This window comes from Pedobacter sp. WC2501 (assembly GCF_052682415.1).
In genome coordinates this window covers 2,250,239-2,274,788 of sequence record NZ_JBQZFI010000001.1, presented here as the reverse complement: position 1 = coordinate 2,274,788, position 24,550 = coordinate 2,250,239, and the positions used below count along the sequence as shown (strand labels likewise).

General features: G+C 41.0%; 10 protein-coding genes. 4 read left to right on the top strand and 6 right to left on the bottom strand.

Annotated elements, in window-relative coordinates; all coding sequences use genetic code 11:
• Position 1: 1 nt before the first annotated feature.
• From ACUN24_RS09765 to ACUN24_RS09750, 4 genes are all read right to left on the bottom strand, one after another.
• A complete protein-coding gene (locus ACUN24_RS09765; protein WP_445562325.1) occupies positions 2–3,091 on the bottom strand; it encodes a SusC/RagA family TonB-linked outer membrane protein in 3,090 nt (1,029 codons plus the stop codon).
• A 657-nt stretch (positions 3,092–3,748) separates the two neighbouring features.
• Positions 3,749–5,719, bottom strand: coding sequence for a sialate O-acetylesterase (locus ACUN24_RS09760; RefSeq protein WP_445562324.1), 1,971 nt, complete (start codon positions 5,717–5,719; stop codon positions 3,749–3,751).
• 238 nt (positions 5,720–5,957) lie between these two features.
• Positions 5,958–10,121: a hybrid sensor histidine kinase/response regulator transcription factor gene (locus ACUN24_RS09755; RefSeq protein ID WP_445562323.1), complete on the bottom strand. Its 4,164-nt coding sequence runs from the start codon at positions 10,119–10,121 to the stop codon at positions 5,958–5,960.
• Positions 10,122–10,332: 211 nt separating this feature from the next.
• Positions 10,333–11,427 (bottom strand): endo-1,4-beta-xylanase, encoded by a 1,095-nt coding sequence (locus tag ACUN24_RS09750; protein ID WP_445562322.1) that lies wholly within the window; start codon positions 11,425–11,427, stop codon positions 10,333–10,335.
• A 283-nt stretch (positions 11,428–11,710) separates the two neighbouring features.
• Here ACUN24_RS09750 and ACUN24_RS09745 point away from each other — a divergent pair, with 283 nt between their 5' ends.
• From ACUN24_RS09745 to ACUN24_RS09730, 4 genes are all read left to right on the top strand, one after another.
• Positions 11,711–12,799 carry an endo-1,4-beta-xylanase gene (locus ACUN24_RS09745; RefSeq protein WP_445562321.1) on the top strand — a complete coding sequence of 363 codons (1,089 nt, stop codon included), beginning with the start codon at positions 11,711–11,713 and terminating at the stop codon, positions 12,797–12,799.
• Between the two features lie 283 nt (positions 12,800–13,082).
• Positions 13,083–15,710: a glycoside hydrolase family 3 C-terminal domain-containing protein gene (locus ACUN24_RS09740; RefSeq protein ID WP_445562320.1), complete on the top strand. Its 2,628-nt coding sequence runs from the start codon at positions 13,083–13,085 to the stop codon at positions 15,708–15,710.
• Between the two features lie 49 nt (positions 15,711–15,759).
• Positions 15,760–17,139 (top strand): glycoside hydrolase family 43 protein, encoded by a 1,380-nt coding sequence (locus tag ACUN24_RS09735; RefSeq protein WP_445562319.1) that lies wholly within the window; start codon positions 15,760–15,762, stop codon positions 17,137–17,139.
• 273 nt (positions 17,140–17,412) lie between these two features.
• Complete coding sequence (locus ACUN24_RS09730; RefSeq protein ID WP_445562318.1) at positions 17,413–19,467, top strand: alpha-glucuronidase; 2,055 nt, start codon at positions 17,413–17,415, stop codon at positions 19,465–19,467.
• 673 nt (positions 19,468–20,140) lie between these two features.
• On the opposite strand, the gene ACUN24_RS09725 is transcribed toward ACUN24_RS09730, so the two are convergent.
• A complete protein-coding gene (locus ACUN24_RS09725; protein WP_445562317.1) occupies positions 20,141–22,081 on the bottom strand; it encodes a glycoside hydrolase family 97 catalytic domain-containing protein in 1,941 nt (646 codons plus the stop codon).
• 29 nt (positions 22,082–22,110) lie between these two features.
• A complete protein-coding gene (locus ACUN24_RS09720) occupies positions 22,111–24,534 on the bottom strand; it encodes a beta-L-arabinofuranosidase domain-containing protein (protein WP_445562316.1) in 2,424 nt (807 codons plus the stop codon).
• Positions 24,535–24,550 lie beyond the last annotated feature (16 nt).

Genomic DNA, 24,550 nt, shown 5'->3' with positions numbered 1-24,550 from the left:
GTTAAAATGTTAAGTTTAGACCTGCAACATAATTCCGCGTTGAAGGTGTGTTTGTTCCAATAGTTAAGATTCGTCTCTGGTAAGAGCTTACCGCCTGGTTTTCATCCCCAAATGAATTGGTTTCCGGATCCATACCTGACTCGTCATGGTAAGGTGAGAACATGACAAACGGATTTTGCACCGTTACATACATGCGTAGCTTTACATTGGAATTTTTAATTAAATCCCTGTTAAAATCATAACCAAGCGATATGGTTCTTATTTTCAGGAATGAAGCGTCAAAAAAGCCCAGTGTGCTTCCGTACTTAGGATTATCACCGCTGGCAATACCACCTGGTTTAGGATACTTTGCACCTGTATTTTCAGGTGTCCAGTAATCTACCTTAACATTATTTCTACGACCTGTTAACAAATTAAGGTAACCCGCCGAACTATATAATGTACTTACTAAAGTTCCGCCACTTTTGAAAAGACCAACAACATTCAGATCAAATCCTTTGTAAGCAACCCGGGTATTGAATCCACCAGTAAATTTAGGATCAATATCAATGATTTGCCTGTCTGCAGCTCCGATAGCCCTGGTCGGAACGCCATTTGCATCGTAATCTCCGGTATATTTAACTTTGATCATACCAACATTACCGCCTGGTTCCAACACATTTAAATATGGGTCTCCTGCCTGCCATAATCCAACTTTTTCGTAGTCATATATCGCATTAATATTATGGCCCACAAACCATGCATTTCCTTCATCACGTGTTTGTCCGGAAGCTAATGCAGTAAGTTTGTTTCTGTTTGCAGAAATATTGAATCCTAAATCCCAGGTCCAGCCACCCTGATTTTCAAGAATGACACCGTTAAGGCTTAATTCCCATCCTTTATTCTGGGTTTGGCCAATATTAGCAGTGTAGCCGCCTACTCCCGCTGTAGAAGGTAGTCCAAGATTAAGTAAGATATCTTTGGTTTTGGTATCATAGTATTCAAAGGTACCTGAAATCCGGTTTTTCAAAATTGAAAAATCTAAGCCATAATTCCAGGTTTCAGAGTATTCCCATCCCAAACCCGGGCTTGGAAGCTGAGATAAATAATAACCGGTTGAATAGGCGTTGTTACCAAAATTATATGGACGGGGACTTAACAAACCAAGTGTTTGATATGGATTAACCGCCTGATTGGAAGTCTGACCGTAACCCACACGGATTTTTAATTTATCGATAGCTGTGATGCCTTTCATGAAAGATTCATTCATCATATTCCATCCCACGGAAACTGCTGGATAAGTATGCCATTTATATCCTGGCGCCAAACGCGAGGATCCATCCGAGCGAAGTGTTGCACTCAATAAGAACCTGTTATCATAAGAATACATAATCCTTCCCATGTAGGAAACAAGACCTGTAAGGCTATATTGTCCATTGCCAATCGTTAACTCTCCATTTGCCTGTCCAAGATTATAAAACTGGAAGGCATCAGAAGGAATATCTCTGGCAGTCATGGAAGAAGAATTGAATTTATTTTGTTCTGCTGAATATAAAGCAACAGCATTGAAAGTGTGTTTTCCAAAACTGCGATCATAGGTAATTAAATTCTCAAGCGTCCAGTGATAGGTTTGTGAATTACTTACGCCTGCTGTTGAAGGCGTAGTGGCTGTGGTACTGCCCACTCCAACACCGGTGAAGTTACCATTGTTACTCTGGATAAAATCCAGACCAAGATTTGCACGGTATTTCAATCCTTCAACTCCGGGAATTTTCACCTCTCCATAAAATGAATTGTAGGTGGCAAAACCACGGGTCTCATTCAACCACTGGTCACGTAAATTTTTCACAATTCCATTGGTAAAAACATAGGCTTCATCCTGCGGACTTCTGACAGTCCTTTTTAAACTTCCATCAGTATTATAAGGATTTGAAATAGGAGTATTAGCCAGGTTGCCATAAATTCCAACCTGATTGCCTTCACTAATATTGTAATTGTTATTTGTCGTAAATCCAAGGCGGAAAAGCTTTCCTATTTGCTGATCAAGAGATGCTTTCATCGAATACCTCGTATATTGCTGGGTAGGAATTAAACTCTGGTTTTTATAATAACCACCACCAAAACTATAGTTACTGGTTGCCGAACCTCCGGTTACACCCAGATCATGACTGGTCATAATAGCATTTTTGTTATAAAACAAGTCTTGCCAGTCGGTATTTACATCATTGGCTTCATCTACACCAAGGGTGGTAAATTTTCCTGATGCTTTTCTCAATGCAACCAATTCCGGTCCATCCATCATCGGGTATTTTGCAAACAAGGTTTGCAAACCTGTATAGGTGTTGTATGAAACTTTAGCAGGCGCTCCAACCTGGCCTCTGTTGGTGGTCAATAGAATTACGCCGTTGGCACCCCTTGAACCATAAATAGCAGTTGCAGAGGCATCTTTTAAGATATCAATACTTTTAATATCGTTAGGATTGATATCGCCAATCGAGCCTGGAAATGGAATTCCATCCAATACCACAAGCGGCTCGTTACTTGCCGAAAGTGAACGCTGACCGCGGATAAGGATTTGCATGGTTGCACCTGGTTTGGTTGAGGTTTGGGAAATATTAACCCCCGCTAACCTGCCCTGAATGGCCTGAGCGATGTTAGGTGCCGGTACTTCACGAATTTTTTCTCCTGCAATTGACGCCACAGAACCTGTTACAGCCTCTTTACGTTGAGTACCATAACCTACAACCACAACCTGGGAAAGCTCTGCTGCGCTTGGTTGAAGGGTAACATTTATCGTGCTCTGATCTTTCACCGGAATCTCTTTGCTGGTATAACCAACGTAAGAGAATACTAAAACCGGGCTTGCCCCAGTGGTGGTAATAGAAAAACTTCCATTATCCTGGGATGAGGTACTGGTATTGGTTCCTTTTAAAAGGACACCCACTCCAGGCATTGCCTTACCTTGTTCGTCAACAACTTTACCTTTTACCACAGTTTGTGCCTGTGCAATAACCGCTGAAAATACCAGCGCCGTTAGCAGCATAACTTTGGGTAAGCACCTGAAAAATTTCAAGCGCGATGTTACATAAGTTTGTAAAATTTCACTTCTCATATAAAATGGTTTATAAATGGTTAAAAATGAATAGAAAAAAACTTACAGTGTCAATTGAAAAATCAGCCAGCGAATAGTTAAATCACAAGCTATAAAAAACTGACTATAAATTTCAAATCCAATTCATTATTGTTGTGATAAAGGTATTTACATTGATAAACGCCTCCTGATTTAATTGTGCATATTAGTAGTATAAATGTTCAAACCAGAATGTTTAGGTTGCTCTTCTGGGGCCAGAAAAATCAGTCTAAAAACAAGGCAATTAAGTGACCAACCATGCAGTAAAAAATAACAAGCGATAAGACTAAAAATTTAAAATCAAACCAATAAACAGCCTCTAAACACCAATTAAGAGCCGTTCGAATGAAAAAACCGATAATACAAGAACAATTATACTTTTCCAAATTTTTGCAAATAAGACCTATGAAATTGACATATTAAGAGGGAGTAAATAGGTAAAAAAGAGCCAGAATTTCAATTTATGCAATCGGTTGAATTTTTTTATTTTATTTAACACAAGCTGCCCATATTGTAAATCCAGTTAAACAAAAAAATTGGGAGAAGTGTCCAGTTTTACCGTTCTATTTAGGGCTTAAAGAGCAGCAATTTACAAACTTGTCTAAGGTTCGATGCAGAAGTTTTCAGGCATACATTTGATTATCTCGAATGATCAACTTCTGCTTCAAAAGGGGAAGCCGGTAAATTGGCTTTGTTATATAAGTTTGCCCTATCGGGATTATCTGCCCAGGCATAACGGATAAAGGCAGGCTTTACAACCAAAGGGCTTGAGAGCACAACAGCATCTCCAGCTATCCTGGCCTGTGCCCAATAAAAAACCTTATCCTCACCCGCAAGTGCGAAACCGGTCAGTTTATCCGCTCCTTTAATCATCAGACCTGGCTTAGTATGGTCAAAATTTAGGGTTACTTCAGATCCCTTTGCATGATTTGATTTATAAATAGGTCCCGAATAAATAATCTTCTGGTCATGGTAAGCTAAATGTGACGCCCATAGCGCCAAACGTTCTCCGACGTCTTTTTTATCCAGCGGATGAATATCATTCCATTCACCGGCATCAATAGCCACAGCCATTCCTGTGTTTGGCACTGAAAGTGCCTGCAGCTGGCTTTGCCTGAACTCCGCCCAACTACTTTCTTCAGGCAAATAGCTGGCTTCCATAAAATTAGGCAACTGTGCATAGATAAATGGCAGATCTCCCTGCTTCCATTTATTGCGCCAGTCTTTTATCAGCGCCGGTAACAATTGCCCGTATGCTTTCGGATCTCCGGTATTCGATTCACCCTGGTACCAGACAAAACCTTTTATTGCAAATTGTACAGCGGGCGAAACCATGGTATTGAATAATCCGGTTGGTTCATTCTGCGCAACTAACGGCATCTCTGTCTCACCACGGAAAGCCTGGTTTTGCTTTGGCTGAGCATAACCTACTTCGAAACTCCATTCCCCACGTAAGTCGATCTTTTTTTCCGGAGTTAATAAGGAATAGTTTTTATCTGGCACAAAGCCGCCTTTGCCGCTACTGCTCACAACTTTAACAATCAGGATGTTTTTTCCGCTTTTCAACAACCCGGCAGGAATAACATACCTGCGTGGAGGATATTGATAGGTAGTGTTGCCAATAAATTTACCATTCAGAAACACGGAATCTGCATCAATGATGCGGCCAAGGTAAAGCTTAGCCTGCTGTCCGCTCATTTCTGCTGGGATTTGCAATTCTTTTCTGAAATAAAATATCCCGTTGAAGTTCCGGAGCCCCTGATCAGCCCAATAACCCGGCATCCAGAATTTTCGCCAGCCGCTGGCATTAAAATCCGGATCGGTCCATTTCACCGGACCTGAAAGCCCTTCATCAACTACAGGAGCTGTTGTAGGCCTTGCTAAGTTCTTCTCTTTAAGCCTTTTTTGATAATTGGCCATAAATGCCGAATCCCTGAAATTGTTTATTTTTTTCGTCTGTGCCGGATTCGTCAAAAATGCATCACGACTCATCCAGGCCTCAATCGGGGTACCGCCAACGCTTGAATTGATGATGCCTATTGGAATGTTATATTTTTGAAAGAGTGTTTTTGCAAAAAAATAACTTGTTCCTCCGAAACTTAATATCCCTGCACCAGTAGCAGGAACCCATTTGCCCGGAGGAAGATCGATCGATTCTCCAGAAAGGTTTGATTTGGTTGGAACGAAAAAGTTCCTGATCAAAGGAAAATGATCCTTTTCAATCACCTGCGGATAAGCTTCCTTTAACCGCTCCATTGGTAGGGCCATATTAGATTGCCCAGAACAAAACCACACATCTCCCAGCATAATATCCTCAAGGGTAATTGTATTTTCACCCTTAACAATCATTTTATAAGGGCCGCCGGCTTTCATCTTGTTCATTTTTACTGACCATGAGCCTTGTTCATCGGTGATAGCCTTATACATTTTCCCGTTAAAACTGATGGTTATTTTTTCTTTTGCTGCCGCCCAGCCCCATATCGTTAAGGGAGTTTCGCGCTGAAGCACCATATGGCTGGATACCAACTGTGGTAAGGTAACCTTGCCAGAAACCGAAAAACTGAAAACCAGTAGCCAGCTGAAGCAGCATAAAATTAATTTTGTTCTCATAATGTTAGGTTAGACAAAGTTTTTCTGTCTGATCTTTTAAGCCCATTTTCAGCATTTCTATTTCCACATGATAAACATGCAGGATGTTATCTACCATGATGGAAATACATTTATCAATTCAAAATTATCCATCAGTACTGATCTTTTCCTAATCTTTTGAATATAATGCTGCGATTAATGTTCAATTATGCCTGTTCTTTTTACTTAGTTTTCCCCTTAATGTGTTCCAGGATTACCATCAGGCAGGATTATCTTGTTTACGGTGCAGATTTAAATATTCTGAAGGTTGCATTCCGAATTTTAACTTAAATGATTTGGCAAAATAATTGGGTGTTGCAAAGCCTACCAGATAGGCAATCTGAGAAATGTTCAAATCACTTTTAACTAATAAGGCAGCTGCTTTATCAAGTTTAACCGAACGTATATATTCAACAGGAGACAGGCCGGTTAGTTCCAGCACTTTATGATAAAGCGAGCCCCGGCTCATCCCTACATTTTTACTTAAATCCTCAACAGACAGCTGTGAATTATTGATATTATCTTCAATATATTTCAGAATATTCTTGAGTAACTTATCACCGTGGGATTCAACTAAAATTTCTGCTGTCTCCATTTTGATCTGTTTGGTATAAGTATTTTTCAGGGTCCGGTTGAGAACCAAGAGGTTTTTAATTTTAACATTGAGGATATCGATATTAAATGGCTTGGTGAGGTAGTCATTAGCCCCGATTTCAAGCCCGGTTAATTGTTCCTGTTCGCCGGTGAGCGCAGTTAGTAAAATAACCGGAATATGTTTTGTCCTTTTATCTTCTTTTATTTTTTTGCAAAGTTCAATCCCTGTCATATTTGGCATACTAATATCGCTAACGATGAGTTCAGGGTGGTTTGCCAATGTTTTTTGCCAACCCTCCTTACCGTCAGCCGCTTCTACAATGCGGTAATTGGACTTCAAATTATCCCGAAGATACTCCCTGAGGTCCTGATTATCTTCTACCAGAAGGATGGTATGGATTTCTGCATCTGTTTCGCTCAGTGCTTTATCTGAAGTTTCCTCCTGAACTTCAAATGGTGTTTCCGGACTGGAAAAATCCAGATTAAGCTTTTCGATATGGTCTAGCAGCGGCAAAGGCAGAGCGATTTTGAAATGTGTACCCTTTCCAATTTCGCTTTGTAAATCAATAGTTCCTCCCTGGATTTTGACAAATTCTTTAATGATGGAGAGCCCAATCCCACTTCCCTGGTTGAGAATGGAAACTTCGGTATCGGCCTGAAAAAACCTTTCAAATACTTTCTGCTGCTCTTCCTCGCTAATGCCGATTCCGGTATCGCTAACGGTGATTAAAACAGCTTCTCCCAGTTCATTGCGCTGATTTTTTTTCAAATCAACGGTAATAGTACCACCTGATGGTGTAAATTTAAAGGCATTGGAAAGCAGGTTAAATAAAACACGTTCCAGTTTGTCATGGTCAAATTCAGTTGGATAGCTATCAAACTGGGTTTGAAAAGAAAGGCTTATAGATTTACGTTCGCTTAAATCGTTGAAAGATTCTATTACATCAGCGATAAACGAAACCAGTTCACCTTTCTTATTATTTATCTTGAGTTCATTTTCTTCAATTTTGCGAAAATCAAGGATTTGATTCACCAGGTTGAGCAAACGGCGGGCGTTTCGCTTTACGATTTTAAGAGACGCGTTTTTAGCATCTCCCTCCTCTTCGGAAATGAGCTTCTCCACCGGCCCCAGGATCAGTGATAGCGGCGTACGAAACTCATGGCTGAGGTTAGTGAGAAATTTAATCTTTAACGAATCTAGTTCATGCAGCCGCTCTGCCTCTTTTCTATCCTGCAAAATCTGCTGCTCAATTTTTGTTTTTTCCTGAACCAGCGCAAATTTTCTCTCCAGGTTTTTGATACCCCGGTGACGAATGTAAAGCAAAGTACCGGCAATAACGAGCAGGTAAAAAGCATAAGCATAGATGGTTCTCCACCATGGTGGGTGAACAATTATTTTTATTGAAGACTCGGTTGTATTCCATACACCATCATTATTACTCGCCCGCACATGGAAAATATATTCCCCTGGATCAAGATTGGTATAGGAAACAGTTTTAGAATTACCCGCATCAATCCATTCTTTATTAAAACCTTCGAGTTTGTAACCGTAACGGTTTTGTTCTGGTGCAGTATAATTTACACTCACAAAACTCAGTGAAAAATTTTGCTTGTAATCCAGGTCAATTCTTTTTGCAACACAAATATGTTCGGTTATCGGTCCCTCATCGCTTGCCTCGACGGTACTGTTTGAAATCTTTAACTCGGTAAAAAGAACCTGGCCCACATTTTGATTTTTTCTGAATCCGGCCGGATTGAAGTAATTCATCCCTTCTGCCCCACCAAAGAATATTTCACCGTCTTTACATTTCAGCGCTGCTCCCCTGATAAAGTTATTGTTCTGCACCCCATTGTATATGCCATAGTTGCTAAATTTTTGGGTTTTAGGATCAAAACGGCTAATTCCTTTGTTGGTACTTAACCAAAGATTATGATTGTCATCTTCCACGATGGCGTCGACAACATCACTTGCCAGACCTTCGCGCTCAGCAAAATTTATAAATTTACCTGTTTTTTGATCCAGTAAATTCAAGCCACCACCTGCAGTTCCGATCCAGATCCGCCCTTTTGAATCTTCAAGAAAAGCTTGCGCAATATCACCATGAAGGCCTGAATTAGGCTCGTCATAATGTTTAATAATGGTCTTATCCGCATTAATCATGGCCACGCCTGAACCATGAGAACCTATCCATACGTTTGCAAACCGGTCTTCTTTAATAAAACGTATATAATTATTAAGCGGAAGTTTACGATCTATGGGTGACTGAACTTTGTTTGTATACCTCAAAACTACTTTGTAATCAGCATCCATAACATTGATCCCACCACCATTGGTACCCACCCATATCAGCCCACTTTTATCCTGGTTGATGCAAAACACATCGTCTGAATTAAGTCCGGAATCTTTATTTGTTTTCCTGATAGAGGTCGCTTTGGTTAACGTTGAATCCAGAACAATCAGGCCATAGCTGAAGGTACCCACATAAAGTTTCTTAGCTGAACTGACAAACAAAGACATGAGGGGTACCGGTGATTGTAAACCAAGTTTCTTCAGGTCTACTTTGTGGAACAGGGCTGTATTTCTGTTGAAGATGCTCAATCCACCGCCTTCAGTAGCCACATATATGTTATTGTTGTTTTTATGTGCAAATGAAGTTACCACGGGTGCATTTAAACCATGTACATCGAAAACATTACTTCGGATCAGGTTGAAAAGGTTGAGGTTACTATCAAACTTATTAATCCCCTCTCGGTATAAGCCCAGCCAGTACATTCCTTGCTTATCTATATATACATATTTTACACTGGTTCCGCGCAGGCTGTAAGAGTTGCGTGGATTTGGCCGGTATACCGTTACTTTTTTGGTACGGAGATCAAAAACGTTAAGTCCATCTTCGGTGCCGAGCCATAACTGACCATTTTTTGATAAGGCTATACTTTGAACAACATTACTGCTCAGCGAGTTGGGATCCCCGGGAATATGTTTATAATTCTCAAAACCCATACCATCCGGTTTAAGCATACTCAGGCCTGAGGTGGTGCCGATCCAGATATTTCCATTATCATCTTCAGCTAAAGACTTCACCATAGTTCCAGCCAGGTGCACGGGTTTATCTGCTGCAGATCCTATTCTGGTAAAAGAAGAGTTTTTTCGGTTAAAAAGGAATAATCCGTCTTCCGTTCCCACCCACATCCTGTGCTTGCTGTCTTCCATCAGGATGTTGATCATTACTGGCGGAAGTTTCCCAAACTGGTTGGCGGCTATTGGAAACTTGGAAACCTTTTTAGTGTCCGGATCAAAAACATCGAGTCCCGTAAAGGTAGCCACCCATATTTTACCTAAATAATCACTGGTGATATACCTGATCAGGCTGTGACTGAATCCCTTTGGGGTATTTGAAGCAGGATAGTTAATGAAAGCGTTTTTCCTTCTGTCAAAAAGTGCAAGCGAACCTCCACTGGTACCAATCCAAAGATTTCCCCGCCGGTCTTCGTGAATTGACTTAACCTCGTTTGCCTGGATACTCGAAGAATCGTTTGCCTGGTGTTTATAGGTTGTAAAGTTAGTACCGTCAAATTTATTTAATCCGTCTTCGGTACCAAACCACATCAAGCCATATTTATCTTTGAAAATTACAGTTACATTATTAGAAGATAAGCCATTTTTAGAGGTGAGCGAGGTGAAACGCAATTCAGGCTGCTGCGTTTTCGGTTGTGCCACAGCATTTACAGCGCTAAAAAGCACATAGATAAATAGAACTAATGATTGATATGCAGACCCTTTGAGCATAATAAGTATTTGCTGTATTAATAAAATTTTAACTTCAAAGGCGTTGAATGGCTGCAAAATGAGCGAAAATCCGATAAAGAGTCAAAATTGTTTGGATACATGGTCTATTTGGTTTAGTGGTGGTAAGATAAAAAAACTAATTTAGTTCATCGCAACATAACAGCTTGAATGGTACATTTTCTTCATTCTTTTATATAAAACTGATTATTCACTAAAAATTAACGACCCCCCGATAGGCTTTTTTTCTTTGCAGGTTTTGATCAAAGAGCAGTGGGTAGTTTTTCCTTCCGGGTACCGGATATTGATCGAGCCATGTAGAGCGATCTGAAAGATTCCAGAAAGTTACACTACTGATATTCTTCTTAAATTCCCTGAAAATAGAAAAAAGCCTGGCGTATCTATCACTTTGCTTTTTTTCGAGCACTGCGGTCAGGCTGTCGGATTCACCGGGTTTCTTTGCTCTTAAATTTTTCTCCCATTTATAGATAGACATATCCATTTCTGTGATCTGAATCTGCAGGCCAAGAGAAGCATATAATTTTAAAGATTCCCTTAACTCGGTGTCGCTGGGCTCAAAAACAGACCAATGTCCCTGCAAGCCTACCCCATGAATAGGCACCTTAGCATCAACCAGTTTTTTAAGCATTTTATAGATTTTTGCTCTTTTTGCAGGTCGTTCTGAGTTATAGTCATTATAAAAAAGCAATGCATCAGGATCAGCCTGATGTGCATATTCGAATGCCTTGGCAATAAACTCCTCTCCACAGATTTCTTTCCATAAAGAAGGCCTCAAATATTGGTCATCTTCATCCCCAATAACTTCATTAACCACATCCCAGGCATATACCTTTCCCTTGTACCTTCCCACAACGGTTGTGATATGGTCTTTAAGCCGTTTAAGCAACAAGGCTTTATCAACCCGTCCTCCCGAACTGTTCTTAAAAATCCAGGCCGGTACCTGCTCATGCCAGCATAAAGTATGCCCCCTTATTTTGAGCCGGTTGTTAAGCGCAAAATTAACCAGTGCATCAGCATCGGTCCAGTTATAAACATCCTCACGAGGATGAATGGGTTGCATTTTCATGGCGTTCTCGGGCGTTATACTATTAAATTCCTTTAAAAGTAAAGCGCCCTGCTCTCCCTTTATGGTTTGGGCCGAAACCGCAACCCCAATATTGAAGTAAGACTGATAATAATCCTTTAAGCCGGGGTTATTTTTTTTAGCCCTGGTGTAACTGCCACAGCTGGAAAAAGCTGCAAAAACAGCAACAGTAAAGATGGCAATGTGAAATTTAGTTGTACGCATTATATTTGGTTAAATGGCAATTCGATTTCATTCTATGATCAATGCAGAAAAAAATCGAGTAAATTTAGGCCTAAGTAGATAGATCAACAGTCATATTTGTTATAAACATAAGAACAGATGTTTAAAAAGGCACAAATAAGCAGAGTTGATCATAAGATGAGCAATCGGGCAATCATGTCATAAATTCATTACATGACATTTGTTTCATAAAATTGACGATAAGAAGCCTGGTCAGCATAAAAAACATACGATTTTGCAAACTTTTAGCTTTACCTGATCAAATATGAGAAAACCAAATATTATCCCCTACCTTGCCGTCTTACTCTTGGCTACCGGAGTAGTTTTTAGCGCATATAAAAGCCAGGAAGTTAATGCTAAAGGATTGAAAGATTACTACCGAAAATATTTCCCCATAGGTGTGGCGGTTGCCCCATGGGACCTCAGTGGAAATAACCGGAACTTGATTCTTAACCAGTTCAACAGCATCACAGCTGAAAATGCAATGAAAATGGGTCCTATTCATCCCATGGAAAATACCTACAACTGGAAAATTGCAGATTCTATAGCCGCTTTCGCCAGAACTAATGGTTTAAAGTTACGTGGCCATTGCCTGGTATGGCACAAGCAAACGCCAAACTGGTTGTTTAAAGGCGAAGACGGAAATATGGTTTCGAAAGAAATTTTATTAAAACGGATCCGGGAGCACATCAATACAGTGGTAAACAGGTATAAGAAAGACATTTACGCCTGGGACGCCGTAAATGAAGTGATTGCGGACGATTCTGCTTATTTCAGGAAATCTCCACTCTATCAGATCGCAGGTGAGGATTTTGTAGAAATGGCGTTCAGGTATGCCCACCAGGCCGACCCAAAGGCTCAACTGTTTTATAACGATTACAATACCGAACAGCCATTAAAACGTGATAAAATTTACAGAATGCTTAAGGGTTTGTTGGCTAAGGGCGTTCCAATACATGGCGTTGGCCTTCAGGGTCACTGGTCGATAAATAACCCTAGCCGTTCTGAACTGGAAAAATCGATTGCACTATTTTCGTCGCTGGGACTTAAAGTTCAAATCACCGAGCTTGATGTATCAGTTTATAGTGGCAACCAGGGCGGACGGTTAATCAAGGGCAATGCAAACAGCGAAGTTGAACCATTCACTCCGGAAATGGAAGAAAAGCAACTCAGCCAATATAAAATGATTTTTGAAGTTTTGCGCAAATACAAAGCCAACATTACTGGTGTTACCTTCTGGAATTTATCAGATAGGTACAGCTGGCTGGATAATCGCGGACCTAAAAATTATCCGCTGTTGTTCGATAAAAATCTAATGCCTAAAAAAGCATTTTTCGAGGTGATAAAATTCTAATGAATAGGTTTACCTTACAGTATCAGAAAAAGTACTCATTAAAACCTTATTTTAAAATTAGCATGGAACCCGTCAAAAAGTTTTTAGAGCCTTATTAATGTGTTGAAATGGTCTTCGACTACGCTCAGACTGACATACGAAATAAATTTTATTTAATTTTAAACAGGCTTTTAGTCTATTTACAATAACATTAACCAAATAAACCTATCAAAATCATTAGAATCTTCTTATAACCTGTACAACAAGCAGATAAAGAAAATCAATGAGTTTTAGCAGCCCAATTATGAGAAAACACAACTACTTTAAAAAATTACTTCTTGTAATCCTTTTATGCAATTTATGCAGTTTGGTCAAAGCCCAGGAATACCCTTTTCAGGACTACAAACTTCCATTTGAAAAAAGGGTAGATGATTTGGTTTCAAGGCTTAGCCTGGATGAAAAGGTAATGCAAATGCTTAATGCTGCACCGGCGATTCCGCGCTTTAAGATTCCTGCGTACGATTGGTGGAATGAAACGTTACACGGAGTAGCGAGAACACCTTTTAAAGTAACCGTTTATCCTCAGGCAATAGCCATGGCTGCAACCTTCGATCCTTCAGCACTTTATAAAATGGCCGACTATTCGGCTTTAGAAGGAAGGGCCATTTACAATAAGGCACTAGAACAGGGCAGAACAAATGAGCGCTATCTAGGCTTAACTTACTGGACGCCAAACATCAATATCTTTCGCGATCCACGCTGGGGAAGAGGCCAGGAAACCTACGGTGAAGATCCTTACCTGACAGGTACCCTTGGAGATGCTTTTGTAAGGGGTTTGCAAGGTGATGACCCAAAATACCTTAAGGCAGCCGCCTGTGCCAAACATTATGCGGTACATAGTGGTCCTGAACCGCTTCGACATGTGTTTAATACTACAGTAAGCGATTTTGATCTCTGGGATACCTATTTACCGGCATTTGAAAAACTGGTTACACAATCCAAAGTTGCGGGTGTAATGTGCGCTTATAACGCTTTTCAAGGACAGCCTTGTTGCGCTAACGATCTATTAATGACAGATATTCTGCGTAGGAAATGGAACTTTAAGGGCTATGTAACCTCCGACTGTTGGGCCATAGATGACTTTTACAAAAACCACAAAACACATCCAAATGCGGCATCAGCTGCTGCAGATGCCGTTTTTCATGGAACTGACCTGGATTGCGGTACAGAAGCTTATAAGGCTTTGATCACCGCAGTGAAAACGGGGATAATTAAAGAAAAAGACATCGACGTTTCTGTGAAAAGATTGTTCATGATCCGTTTCAGACTGGGTATGTTCGACCCTTCTTCGATGGTTAAATACGCCAATACCCCGAGCAGTGTGCTGGAAAATAGCGAGCATAAGGCACATGCACTTAAAATGGCACGAGAATCGATGGTATTGCTCAGAAATGAATCAAATACGCTGCCTTTAAAAAAGAACCTCAAAAAAATCGTTGTACTCGGCCCTAATGCAGATAACTCAATCTCCGTACTGGGAAATTATAATGGCATTCCTTCCAAAATCACCACTGTTTTACAGGGCATCCGGGATAAGGTTGGTAAGCAGACCGAGGTTGTTTACCAGCAGGCTGTCTCTTTCACCAATGATACACTGTTAAGTTATCTGGATTTAAATAGTGAATACAAAATTGACGGTGTTCAGGGCTTTAAGTCAGAATATTTTAGCAACATTTCACTGGAAGGGAATCCCGTATTAACCAGAACAGAGCCTAAACTTGAAAACAACTGGCAGGAAGGTGAAAAAATTGCCGATAAATTAACCGCTAATAATTTTTCTGCCAGATACAGCACCACATTCAAGCCCACAACCACTGGCTCCATCACCTTCGAATTGAATGCTGATGATGGGTACCGTTTTATCATTAACGGTAAAAATGTAATTGACGCATGGTCAAGAAACCGTTGGGGCGCTAAAACTTATAAATTAGAAACATCAAAAGATTCAGTTTATAATCTGGTTATAGAATACTGGCAGGGCGAGGGAAGTGCAAACGTCCGTTTAAGGGCAGGCACCTACGTGAGAACTGATTTCAAAGCGCTTGTGAAAACCCACGCAGATGCTGATGCCTTCGTATTTGTTGGCGGGATTTCTCCGCAGCTGGAAGGCGAGGAAATGCGGGTCGATTATCCGGGATTCAGCGGTGGGGACAGAACATCAATTATGTTGCCTGCAGCTCAGACTGCATTAATGAAATCCCTGAAAGAAAGTGGAAAACCAGTTGTTTTTGTAATGATGACCGGTAGCGCCATTGCGATACCATGGGAAGCTGAAAACATTCCCGCTATTCTGAATGCATGGTATGGCGGACAGGCTACTGGCGAAGCAGTGGCTGATATTCTTTTTGGAGACTACAGCCCTTCGGGAAGATTGCCAGTAACTTTTTATGCGAGCGATAAGGACCTTGGGGATTTTAGCGATTATAGCATGAAAAACAGGACATACCGGTATTTTAAAGGCAAACCGCTTTATGGATTCGGTTATGGGCTTAGCTATTCTTCTTTTTTATATGAAAAATTTGTTACTCCTGCGGCATTAAAAGCGGGCAAAGGCACAGAGGTGTCGGTTATGGTGAGCAATAAAGGAAAGTTTAGGAGTGATGAGGTGGTTCAGTTATACCAACTCAATAATCAAAAATCCATCAAATCAGCAGCAAAAGCTTTAAAAGGATTTAAACGCGTTAGCCTTGAACCCGGAGAAAGTAAACTGGTAAAATTCAGCTTAAAAGCAAATGACCTGTCTTATATCGGTCAGGATGGCTCAAGACAATTTTACAAAGGCAGTATTACATTAGCTGTTGGCGGCAGTCAGCCCGATGAGTTATCTCCAAAAAGCGGAAATATTATGAAAAAAGTTATCCGGGTAAACTAAACTTAAGTACTGCAATAAAATAATCGACAACACCTTAGAAACAACTTTAATGAAAGAACTAAACCAAAAATACTTTAAACTCGCGCTCCTGTTTTGTTTGTTATTCACGTTGGCAAAAAATTCCTTTGCCGATGATCATATTGCCAGCCACCGGTACCTGGCAGATCCCGCTACACTGGTCTATAACGGAAGAGTTTATTTATATGCATCTAACGATGATGACAATTCGGATGATAAGGATAGCGGCTATAAAATGAAATCAATTGTTTGTATTTCAAGCAGTGACATGAAAAACTGGACGGATCACGGTGTAGTGTTTGAGGCGCCAAGAGACGTAACCTGGGCCAATAGAACCTGGGCTCCCTCAGTTATCGCCAGAAATGGTAAAATTTATCTTTATTTTGGTAATGGCGGATCTGGGATTGGAGTAGCTACAGCTTCCTCTCCAACTGGTCCATTCAAAGATGCATTGGGCAAAAAGTTAATTGACAATGAAACCCCTGGCGTACAGCCTGCAAAAAATATGTGGTTATTTGATCCAATGGCCTTTTTAGATGATGATGGACAAGCATATCTGTATTTTGGAGGCAATGGTGAAGATAATATGCGGGTAATAAAGCTAAATAAAGATATGATTAGCGTAAACGGTCAGGCAACTTCTTTTCATGTACCTTCCTTTTTTGAAGCTTCATGGATGCATAAACGAAATGGGAATTATTATTTTTCCTATTCCTCGAATCCCAAGGCACAAATGAGGATTGATTATATGATGAGTAAAAGTCCAACCACCGGATTCACTTATAAAGGTGTTATAGGCGCACAGCCACCCAATAACAACAATAACAATCACCATGGCATATTTGAATTTAAAGGAAAGTGGTACCATGCCTATCACAACAGAGTTGTCGCTATTAAAAAAGGTATTCCTCCGGTTTATAAACGAAACCTGGCCATAGAAGAATTGAATTATAATGCTGACGGTACAATCGCCCAGGTGATTTATACCGAAAACGGTGTAACACAAATTGGCGCGGTAAATCCTTATGAACGCAACCAGGCTGAAATGTTGCAGGATCAAAACGGGGTTGCGACTAAAAAAAATGACGTTGGCGGGATGCTGGTTACCGGATTAAAGAATAATGCCTGGATTAAAATTCAGGGTGTCGACTTCGGAAAAAAAGGGCCTAAATCCTTTAGTGCCAGATTGAGCGGACTTTCTTCAGGCTCAAGTCTGGAAGTGCATATAGGAAGTATAACAGGAAAGCAAATCGCAAAAATGGCATCTTCGGAAAAAGACGAAAGTGGCTTACAAACTTTATCGGTGAAAACCGGGGAGGTAAAGGGCAAAGTTGATGTTTATCTTTTGGTAACCAGCCCAAACCCATCTGCATCTTTAGATATGGACTGGTGGAGTTTTCAGCAACGATAAACATCCATGCATTTTAAGCCTGTGAAACTAGCTCGATCGTCATGCTGAATTTATTTCAGCATCTTTAATGCTAAATAGACCATGAAATAAATTTACTGCGTAGCTTTCCGCTGCGCTACAGGTCAGGGTAACGGCAATGAACGGAATGTCTGTAATAGACCTTTAAAGGAATATTAATAATCGAACCGGGGTTTGTATGAATAACATGAAGGTTCGGAGGGAACAACCCGAAATATTGGATCAAATACTTTAAAGCATTAGATAAAAAGAAAAATGGCATATATTAAAAGGATAATTATTGTTGCATTGCTGATGTTAACACAAGCAATGCTATTGAAAGCAGAGGATGGCCAGGCCTTGTGGCTGAGAGGCAATTCCAATATTAAAGTGACCGTTTCCGGCCCTGGTCACTCGCCTGTGGTAGACGTCGCCATTGCTGAGCTCAAAAGAGGCTGGCACGGAAAACCGGACATGGTTCTAAAACTCAGGATTAGCGACAATCCGGCAATTAAAGGTGATGGATTTCAGCTGGAAGAATCCGCGATAAGCGCCAGAACAGAACTGGGTTTATTGTACGGTGCTTACGAGTTGCTAAGAAGTCAATATCTTGGCAGCCCTGCCCGAAGGTTGGTTTCAAACCCCTCCTATTCCAGAAGAATCCTGAACCATTGGGATAACCTTGATGGCAGCATCGAAAGAGGTTATGCTGGTCATTCAATATTCTGGGGAGAAAAAGAAAACGGACTGGGTATTACGGAGCAGGATAAAGCGAAATGGACAGCCTATGCAAGGGCAAATGCGTCTATCGGCATCAATGGTTCGGTTTTAAATAATGTCAATGCATCCGCCAAAATCCTCTCTAAACCTTATTTAGAGAAAGTACATGCGATTGCTGAGCGTTTACGCCCTTACGGGATAAAAACTTATCTATCAGTCAATTTTTCTTCTCCTGTGCTTATTGGAGGATTGAAAAAAGCCGATCCGTTGGATCCTCAGGTTCAGCAATGGTGGAAGGATAAAGTGAAAGAAATTTATGCACTTATACCAGATTTCGGAGGATTTCTGGTTAAAGCAAACAGCGAAGGACAACCGGGCCCACAGGATTATGGCAGAACCCATGTTGATGGTGCCAATATGATGGCTGATGCACTGGAACCCTTCGGAGGGATTGTGATGTGGCGTGCCTTTGTTTACAATCCATCTCCCGAGGACAGAACCAAACAAGCTTATAAAGAATTTTTACCGCTGGATGGAGCGTTCAGGAAAAATGTAATTTTACAGGTAAAAAATGGCCCACTCGATTTCCAGCCGAGAGAACCTTTCAGTCCCTTATTTGGCGGAATGACAAAAACGCCCGTTATGCCTGAATTTCAAATTACCCAAGAGTACCTGGGTGGCTCAAAGCAACTTGTTTTCCTTTCTACCTTATGGGAAGAGTGTTTAAATAGTGATACCTATCAATATGGGAAGGGCAGCACTGTTGCCGCCTGCACCGATGGCTCACTAAGCAAAACTGATTTTACCGCCATTGCTGGAGTGGCTAACATTGGTAATGATGTAAACTGGACCGGACACACCTTTGCGCAAGCCAACTGGTACGCATTTGGGAGGCTGGCATGGAACAATAAACTTGAAAGCAAAGTAATTGCTGCAGAATGGATTAAACAGACCTTTCTGGATTCAAAAGAAAAAAAAACCGACGCTAAATTTGTTAAAACTGTTCAGGGGATGATGATGGAGAGCAGGGATGCAGCCGTTGATTATATGATGCCACTGGGTTTACACCATATTTTTGCGGAAGGTCACCATTACGGACCAGCGCCATGGTTTTCTAATGATAAAATCCGTGCGGACTGGACTTCAGTATATTACCATAAAGCGGACGAGCAGGGAATTGGTTTTGACAGAACCCGTAACGGAAGTGATGCGGTTGACCAATACCATGAGCCATTGAGTTCAACCTTTAATAACCTCTCCAGCTGTCCTGAAATTTATCTGCTTTGGTTTCACCATGTGCCATGGTCTTACCGTCTTAAAAGTGGAAATGATTTATGGACTGAGCTCTGTATTCGTTATGACCGGGGTGTTAATAAAGTGAGGTCTTTTCAAAAAGACTGGGATAGAATGGACGGTGCAATAGACAAGGAACGGTTTCAGGAAGTACAGTCGAAACTTAGAACCCAGTCGAGAGATGCGCAAATATGGAAAGATGCCTGTCTGCTGTATTTCCAGCAGTTTAGTAAAAGGGAGATTCCATTTGACATTGAGCGCCCTGTACATGATCTTCAATCGCTTAAAGAATTAACTAAAAGCCGGGATTATCAATAAAAAAGATTGTGTTATGCCAACCGATTCCAATAGATGATCGTCATCTCGACTGTAGCGCAGCGAAATGGAGAGATCTTTGTACCAAGTTTGAATCAAATTTAAAAGATTTTGCTTCGCGGAGCCTTCGGGTTCTCCACCGCGGTCGCAATTACAAATTCGGATAGAAAAATCGTCATCCGATAGCTAGCTATCGGATGCTAGGAGGAATGACGAAGCAATCTTTTAGGCTGGCAATCCTTACAATAAAGATTGCTTCGTCGGCTGAAAAAGCCTTCTCGCCAGGACGATTATTCTTTCGGTTCGTCACCCTGAACTTGTTTCAGGGCCTTACTTTTATTTTAGTTTTTCACCATATAAGAAATGTAAGAGCATATAAGGCATTGCGCCTAATATTTTGATGCTCTTTGTGTCTTGGTGGTTAATCCTTTCTCCACTGCATCGTCTTTTCGAGTAACCATCAGGACTCATTCCTGAAAAAAATATGGATGACACCTCAAAAAAAAACACTGATAATCAGTAGTTTACAGGAACTTTATTATAAGAAACGAAGCAATCTTAATGCGATCGCTACTAGCGTGCGCTTTAAGATTGCTTCGTGCCTCGCAATGACGATTTTTCTATTGGAGTCTGTCAAAACACTTCCCCATATCTCATCACATCCTTTAGGGTTAAATTAATCTTCAAAAACCAGCACAAAACCATCATTCCCTTTTAAGCTTAAACCCAATTTCCCATCAGAACCTACTGTTATTTCCTTAGATTTTAAATTAACCTCAGCAGATCCTTCTGAAAAAATCAACTTCGCTTTTTTATTCGCCAGGAAAGCTAAATTAAGCGATAAGTCTCTTTGTTTATTTTCGCCATTAATACCAGAAACATACCATTTCTTGCCGCTTCTTCTGGCTACGATATAAAATTGTCCCGGGTAACCGTCAATAAACCGGGTATCATCCCAGTGGTTTGGCAATTCCATGAGGAAGGTTTTAACAAAATCCGGAACATGAGACATACCGGAAGGTGTTTCTGCAAAATGCTGGATTCCGGAAAGGAAAACAACGGAAGTAGCCAGTTCAAAAGCGGACGTAGTCACCCGTTTTACTCCAGGAATTTTATACAATACCATTGGCGTAAAATCCATTGGATCGAATACATTTCGCACCATTGCGCTCATCACGGAATGTGAAGGTGCCTTATTTGCTGCATCCTGTCCAAAAGAAATCATTTCGTATCCAAATACAGCCTCAGTGGTCATCAGATTTGGATAGGTTCTTTGCAATCCCCTTGGCAGCGTGGCACCGTGAAAATTAACCAGTAATTGGTAACTTGCGGCGTCTTCCAAAATATCCCGATAATAATTGATCATCGACAGTCCATCTCCGGCAAAAAAATCTATTTTCACGCCTTTTATCCCCATTTCTTTTAAACGGGCAAATTCCTGAACCCTGCTTTGATGAGTTAACAGTTTATCTCTGGGCGTAAATTTTACGGTATTCCACTTTCCGGCAGAATTGTACCAAAGGAGCAGGCCAACATGTTTTTCTTTTGCATACTTGGCAAGCACAGCAATAGAGTCATACCCAATCGTTTCATCCCAGTTAGCATCGATTAAACTGTATTGCCAGTTCATGCTGGCTGCATAATCAACGTATTTTTTCTGCACGGGATAGATCGTTGCGGCATCTTTTTCCAGCACCCAACTCCATGCGGCCTTTCCAGGCTGAATAAACGCTTTATCCATTGCTAGAGCTGGCTGGGCAAGATCGGTTCCCAGGGTTGATTCAGAAATCGTCTTTAAATCGCCAATGGCGATAATTCTCCAGGGCGTTTTCCATGGCAAAGCCGATTCAGGCAGTATAGCAGCACCAGGAATACCTTCGGCTGGCTGAGGGAAGTTAACCAAATACTCATTATTAACCGATTTTTGGGCAAGCGAGGTTCCGCAGTAGCCCCGTCCCAGATCTGCTTCGGTGAGGACCATCCAAACCTGACCTGATTTAAATAAAGCCGGATACACCCAGCCATTTGAACTTCCAGAAGGAGTTCCTACAGGGATATCCATATTATAATGGGCCTCATAAGATGGATTAGTGTGTTCAAACCCGGTTTGTGCATCGGCTTTAGGTTGCATCCAGGCTCTTGTTCCATCTAAAAAACGGAAACTGGTCGACTCTTTTGTTATTCTTTTTAAATCTTTATTTTGTTCCGGAAACTCGTACCTGAATGCTACCCCATCGTTAGAAACATTAAAAATGATGTTCATACGGCTGCCTTTAGAGGTTTTAAATTCTAAAACTGCCTGGCTTGCTTTGTAGGAAATCGAACTTTTCTTTGCATTCACCATTGTATAGTCCTGGCTCACTATCGCTGGTTTTGAAATTTTGATTAAAGTAAGCTCTTTTGAAAAATCGTCATCTTCCCGGATAAGGCCCAGCTTTGAATCAGCGAGTACCTGCTCACCATTGTAGGAAACTGTATAGCTTAATTTTTTCGGACTACACACCAGCTCCAGTTTCTTATCAGGGCTAAATATACGCTGTTGGTCTGTTTGTGCCACAGATGCCTTCGCGCCTATGACCAGGCTGATTAGCCCAATTAATATTTTCGTTATTTTCATTTTAAGTAAATGTGCTGTTTAAGTGGTGGTTATTTATTACCGACATTTTTAAGCAGGCGTATATAATAAATTGCACTCGATGTATTTCCCTGCGAAGTCTGAATCCGAAGCCTGATATTTTTCTTTCCTGAAAGCACCTCACGAGGTATTGCATATTCCTCAGTCTTGAATTCAGAAGTATTCCATTTTTCTGAATTATCTACGGTCAGCAGTTTTTTATCGTCAATGTAAATATCAAAAACTTTCTTTCCCCATTCGGCGCCCCAATACTTAAGCGAAATTTTAAGATCGGTTTCCCCTGTGGTTTCAAGCAGATAGCTAAAATATCCACCATTATTGGCTGAACGCCAGAACTGGTCGGCAAAAGTCCCGGTTTGGGAAGCGCTTTGGAGCAACTGGTGATCCACCTCTGGCTGTTGTTCTCCTGGTGCCACAAAATCTACCGTTCTTTTTTCAAGTAAAAGTTTTACTTTTTCCAAAGTCTGCAGGGAATCCAGATAGTTCTTGTACTGGCCCTGGCTCAGTGTCATCCAGTACATCATATACCGGGAATCGTGGATTTTATAAAATGGCTCAAGTTCTAACTTAGCGGGATTAATGATTTTGAGGTTTGCAAAGCTGAATTCCATTGGTCTGTCTTTCTCAGGTACTACGCTGGAGATCACCTGTTCAGCGCCGTTTGCTATCAATATCGGCGCCTGATCAACAGGCAGTTTTTCGCCACTGGCAATATGTCCCCAGCGGCTCTGATCGGCTACAAGTCCTTTCAAATCCTGCGTTCCGGTTTTCGCAGCAAGCAATATCGGCCCATGGAGTATTGCACTATAAATCGGCAGGTTTGGCAATTGCTCCAGGCTGGTATGCATAGGCAATTCAATCTCCACAATATCTCCTTTCTTCCAGCTTCTTTTTATTCCAACATAAGATGAGGCATCTGCATCGCTTTTTACTTCTTTATTATTGACCCGTATTTTTAGCTCCCCTGGTTTTACCCATGCAGGATATCTTACCATAAGGGTAAAGTCTGCACTCCCCTTTTCAATCTCGATTCTGGTTTTTTCAGCATCAGGAAAAGAAGTTTTTTGTACAAGTTTGATACCTTTTTTCTGCCAGTCAAGCTGCGAGGCTATAAATAAGTTTAGAAAAAGCGAATCTTTGCTGTGGGTATAAATTACCTGCCCCAGCTTACCATAATTCTCCATTCCGCTCCCTACGCAACACCACATCGCTTTGTTTGGGGCAGAATATACCCGATAATGCCTTGGCCGGGCGGGTGTAAAATAAACATAGCCACCGTGAACGGGATGTTGGGCAGACAAAATGTGGTTAAACAATGCTTTTTCATAAAAGTCCATATATTTTCCAAACGGCTGATCACGGAAAAGTCCTTCAGAAAGCTTTAACATATTGTAGGTATTACAGCTTTCCGGCCCTTCTACATCATTGATAAAATCAGGCGCAGAAGCCGGACTTGGAAAAAACTCTCTCCTGCTGTTTCCTCCTAAAGCAAGTGTGCGGTTATGAGAAACGGTTTCCCAAAAAAAGAGACCGGCCTGCCTGTAATTATCTGCATGACTTAATTCGCCTATACGCTGAAAACCGATCGCTTTGGGCACCTGGGTATTTGCGTGTTTATTGTTCAGGTTATCTTCCCTGTGCGACATTGGCTCAAGTAACTGATGATGAGAAAAACGCATAGCAGCATTCAAATACTTTTTATTTCCGGTAATCTGGTAAGCATCTGCAAGAACTTCATTCATCCCACCTTGTTCGGTACCTAGCATGTTTTGCATTTGCTTGTCAGATAATTTAGATGTGATCTCAAGACTCCAGTCACAGAAACCTATAAACATTTTTTTAGCATCCTCATTAGCTGAATACAGCCAGGCATCGCGCAGGCCTGCAAACATTTTATGAACGTTATACCAGGGAACCCAGGCTTTACCGAATGCTTTAAAATCACCTGTTTTGAAAGTTGACCAGATTTCAGCACTATTAGGCACGCCTCCAACATATCCAATCGCCCAACCGGGATGATTTACGGCATTTGCAAGCTGACAAGCTTTGAGCTCTTTAATCATATAATCCAATCTTTTTTTACACTCCCCATCTCCTGTTGCGGCATAAGTTGTTGAAAGTGCAGAAAGATAATGACCTCCTACATGGCCATCCAAACCATCCCAGTTTTCATAGGAACTTTTTTTAGGTTTCAGACCAGCTTGCTTCAGGTAAGGCGCCAACAATCTGTCGACATCATATTCAAGCAGTGTTTTTAAATTCAGATCCTGGGCATGTTTAAAAGGCCCATCTAAAAGACGAACTGACTGAAGTGGGAATTCATTGGCATATAATCTATCCTGGCCATTTGCATTGGCAGTCCAGCTGATCATAAAACCCAAAAGATAAAAAATATGCTTTCTCGTTACGGCGCTCAGATTTGATTTACGAATCATAAATTGTGTTATAATC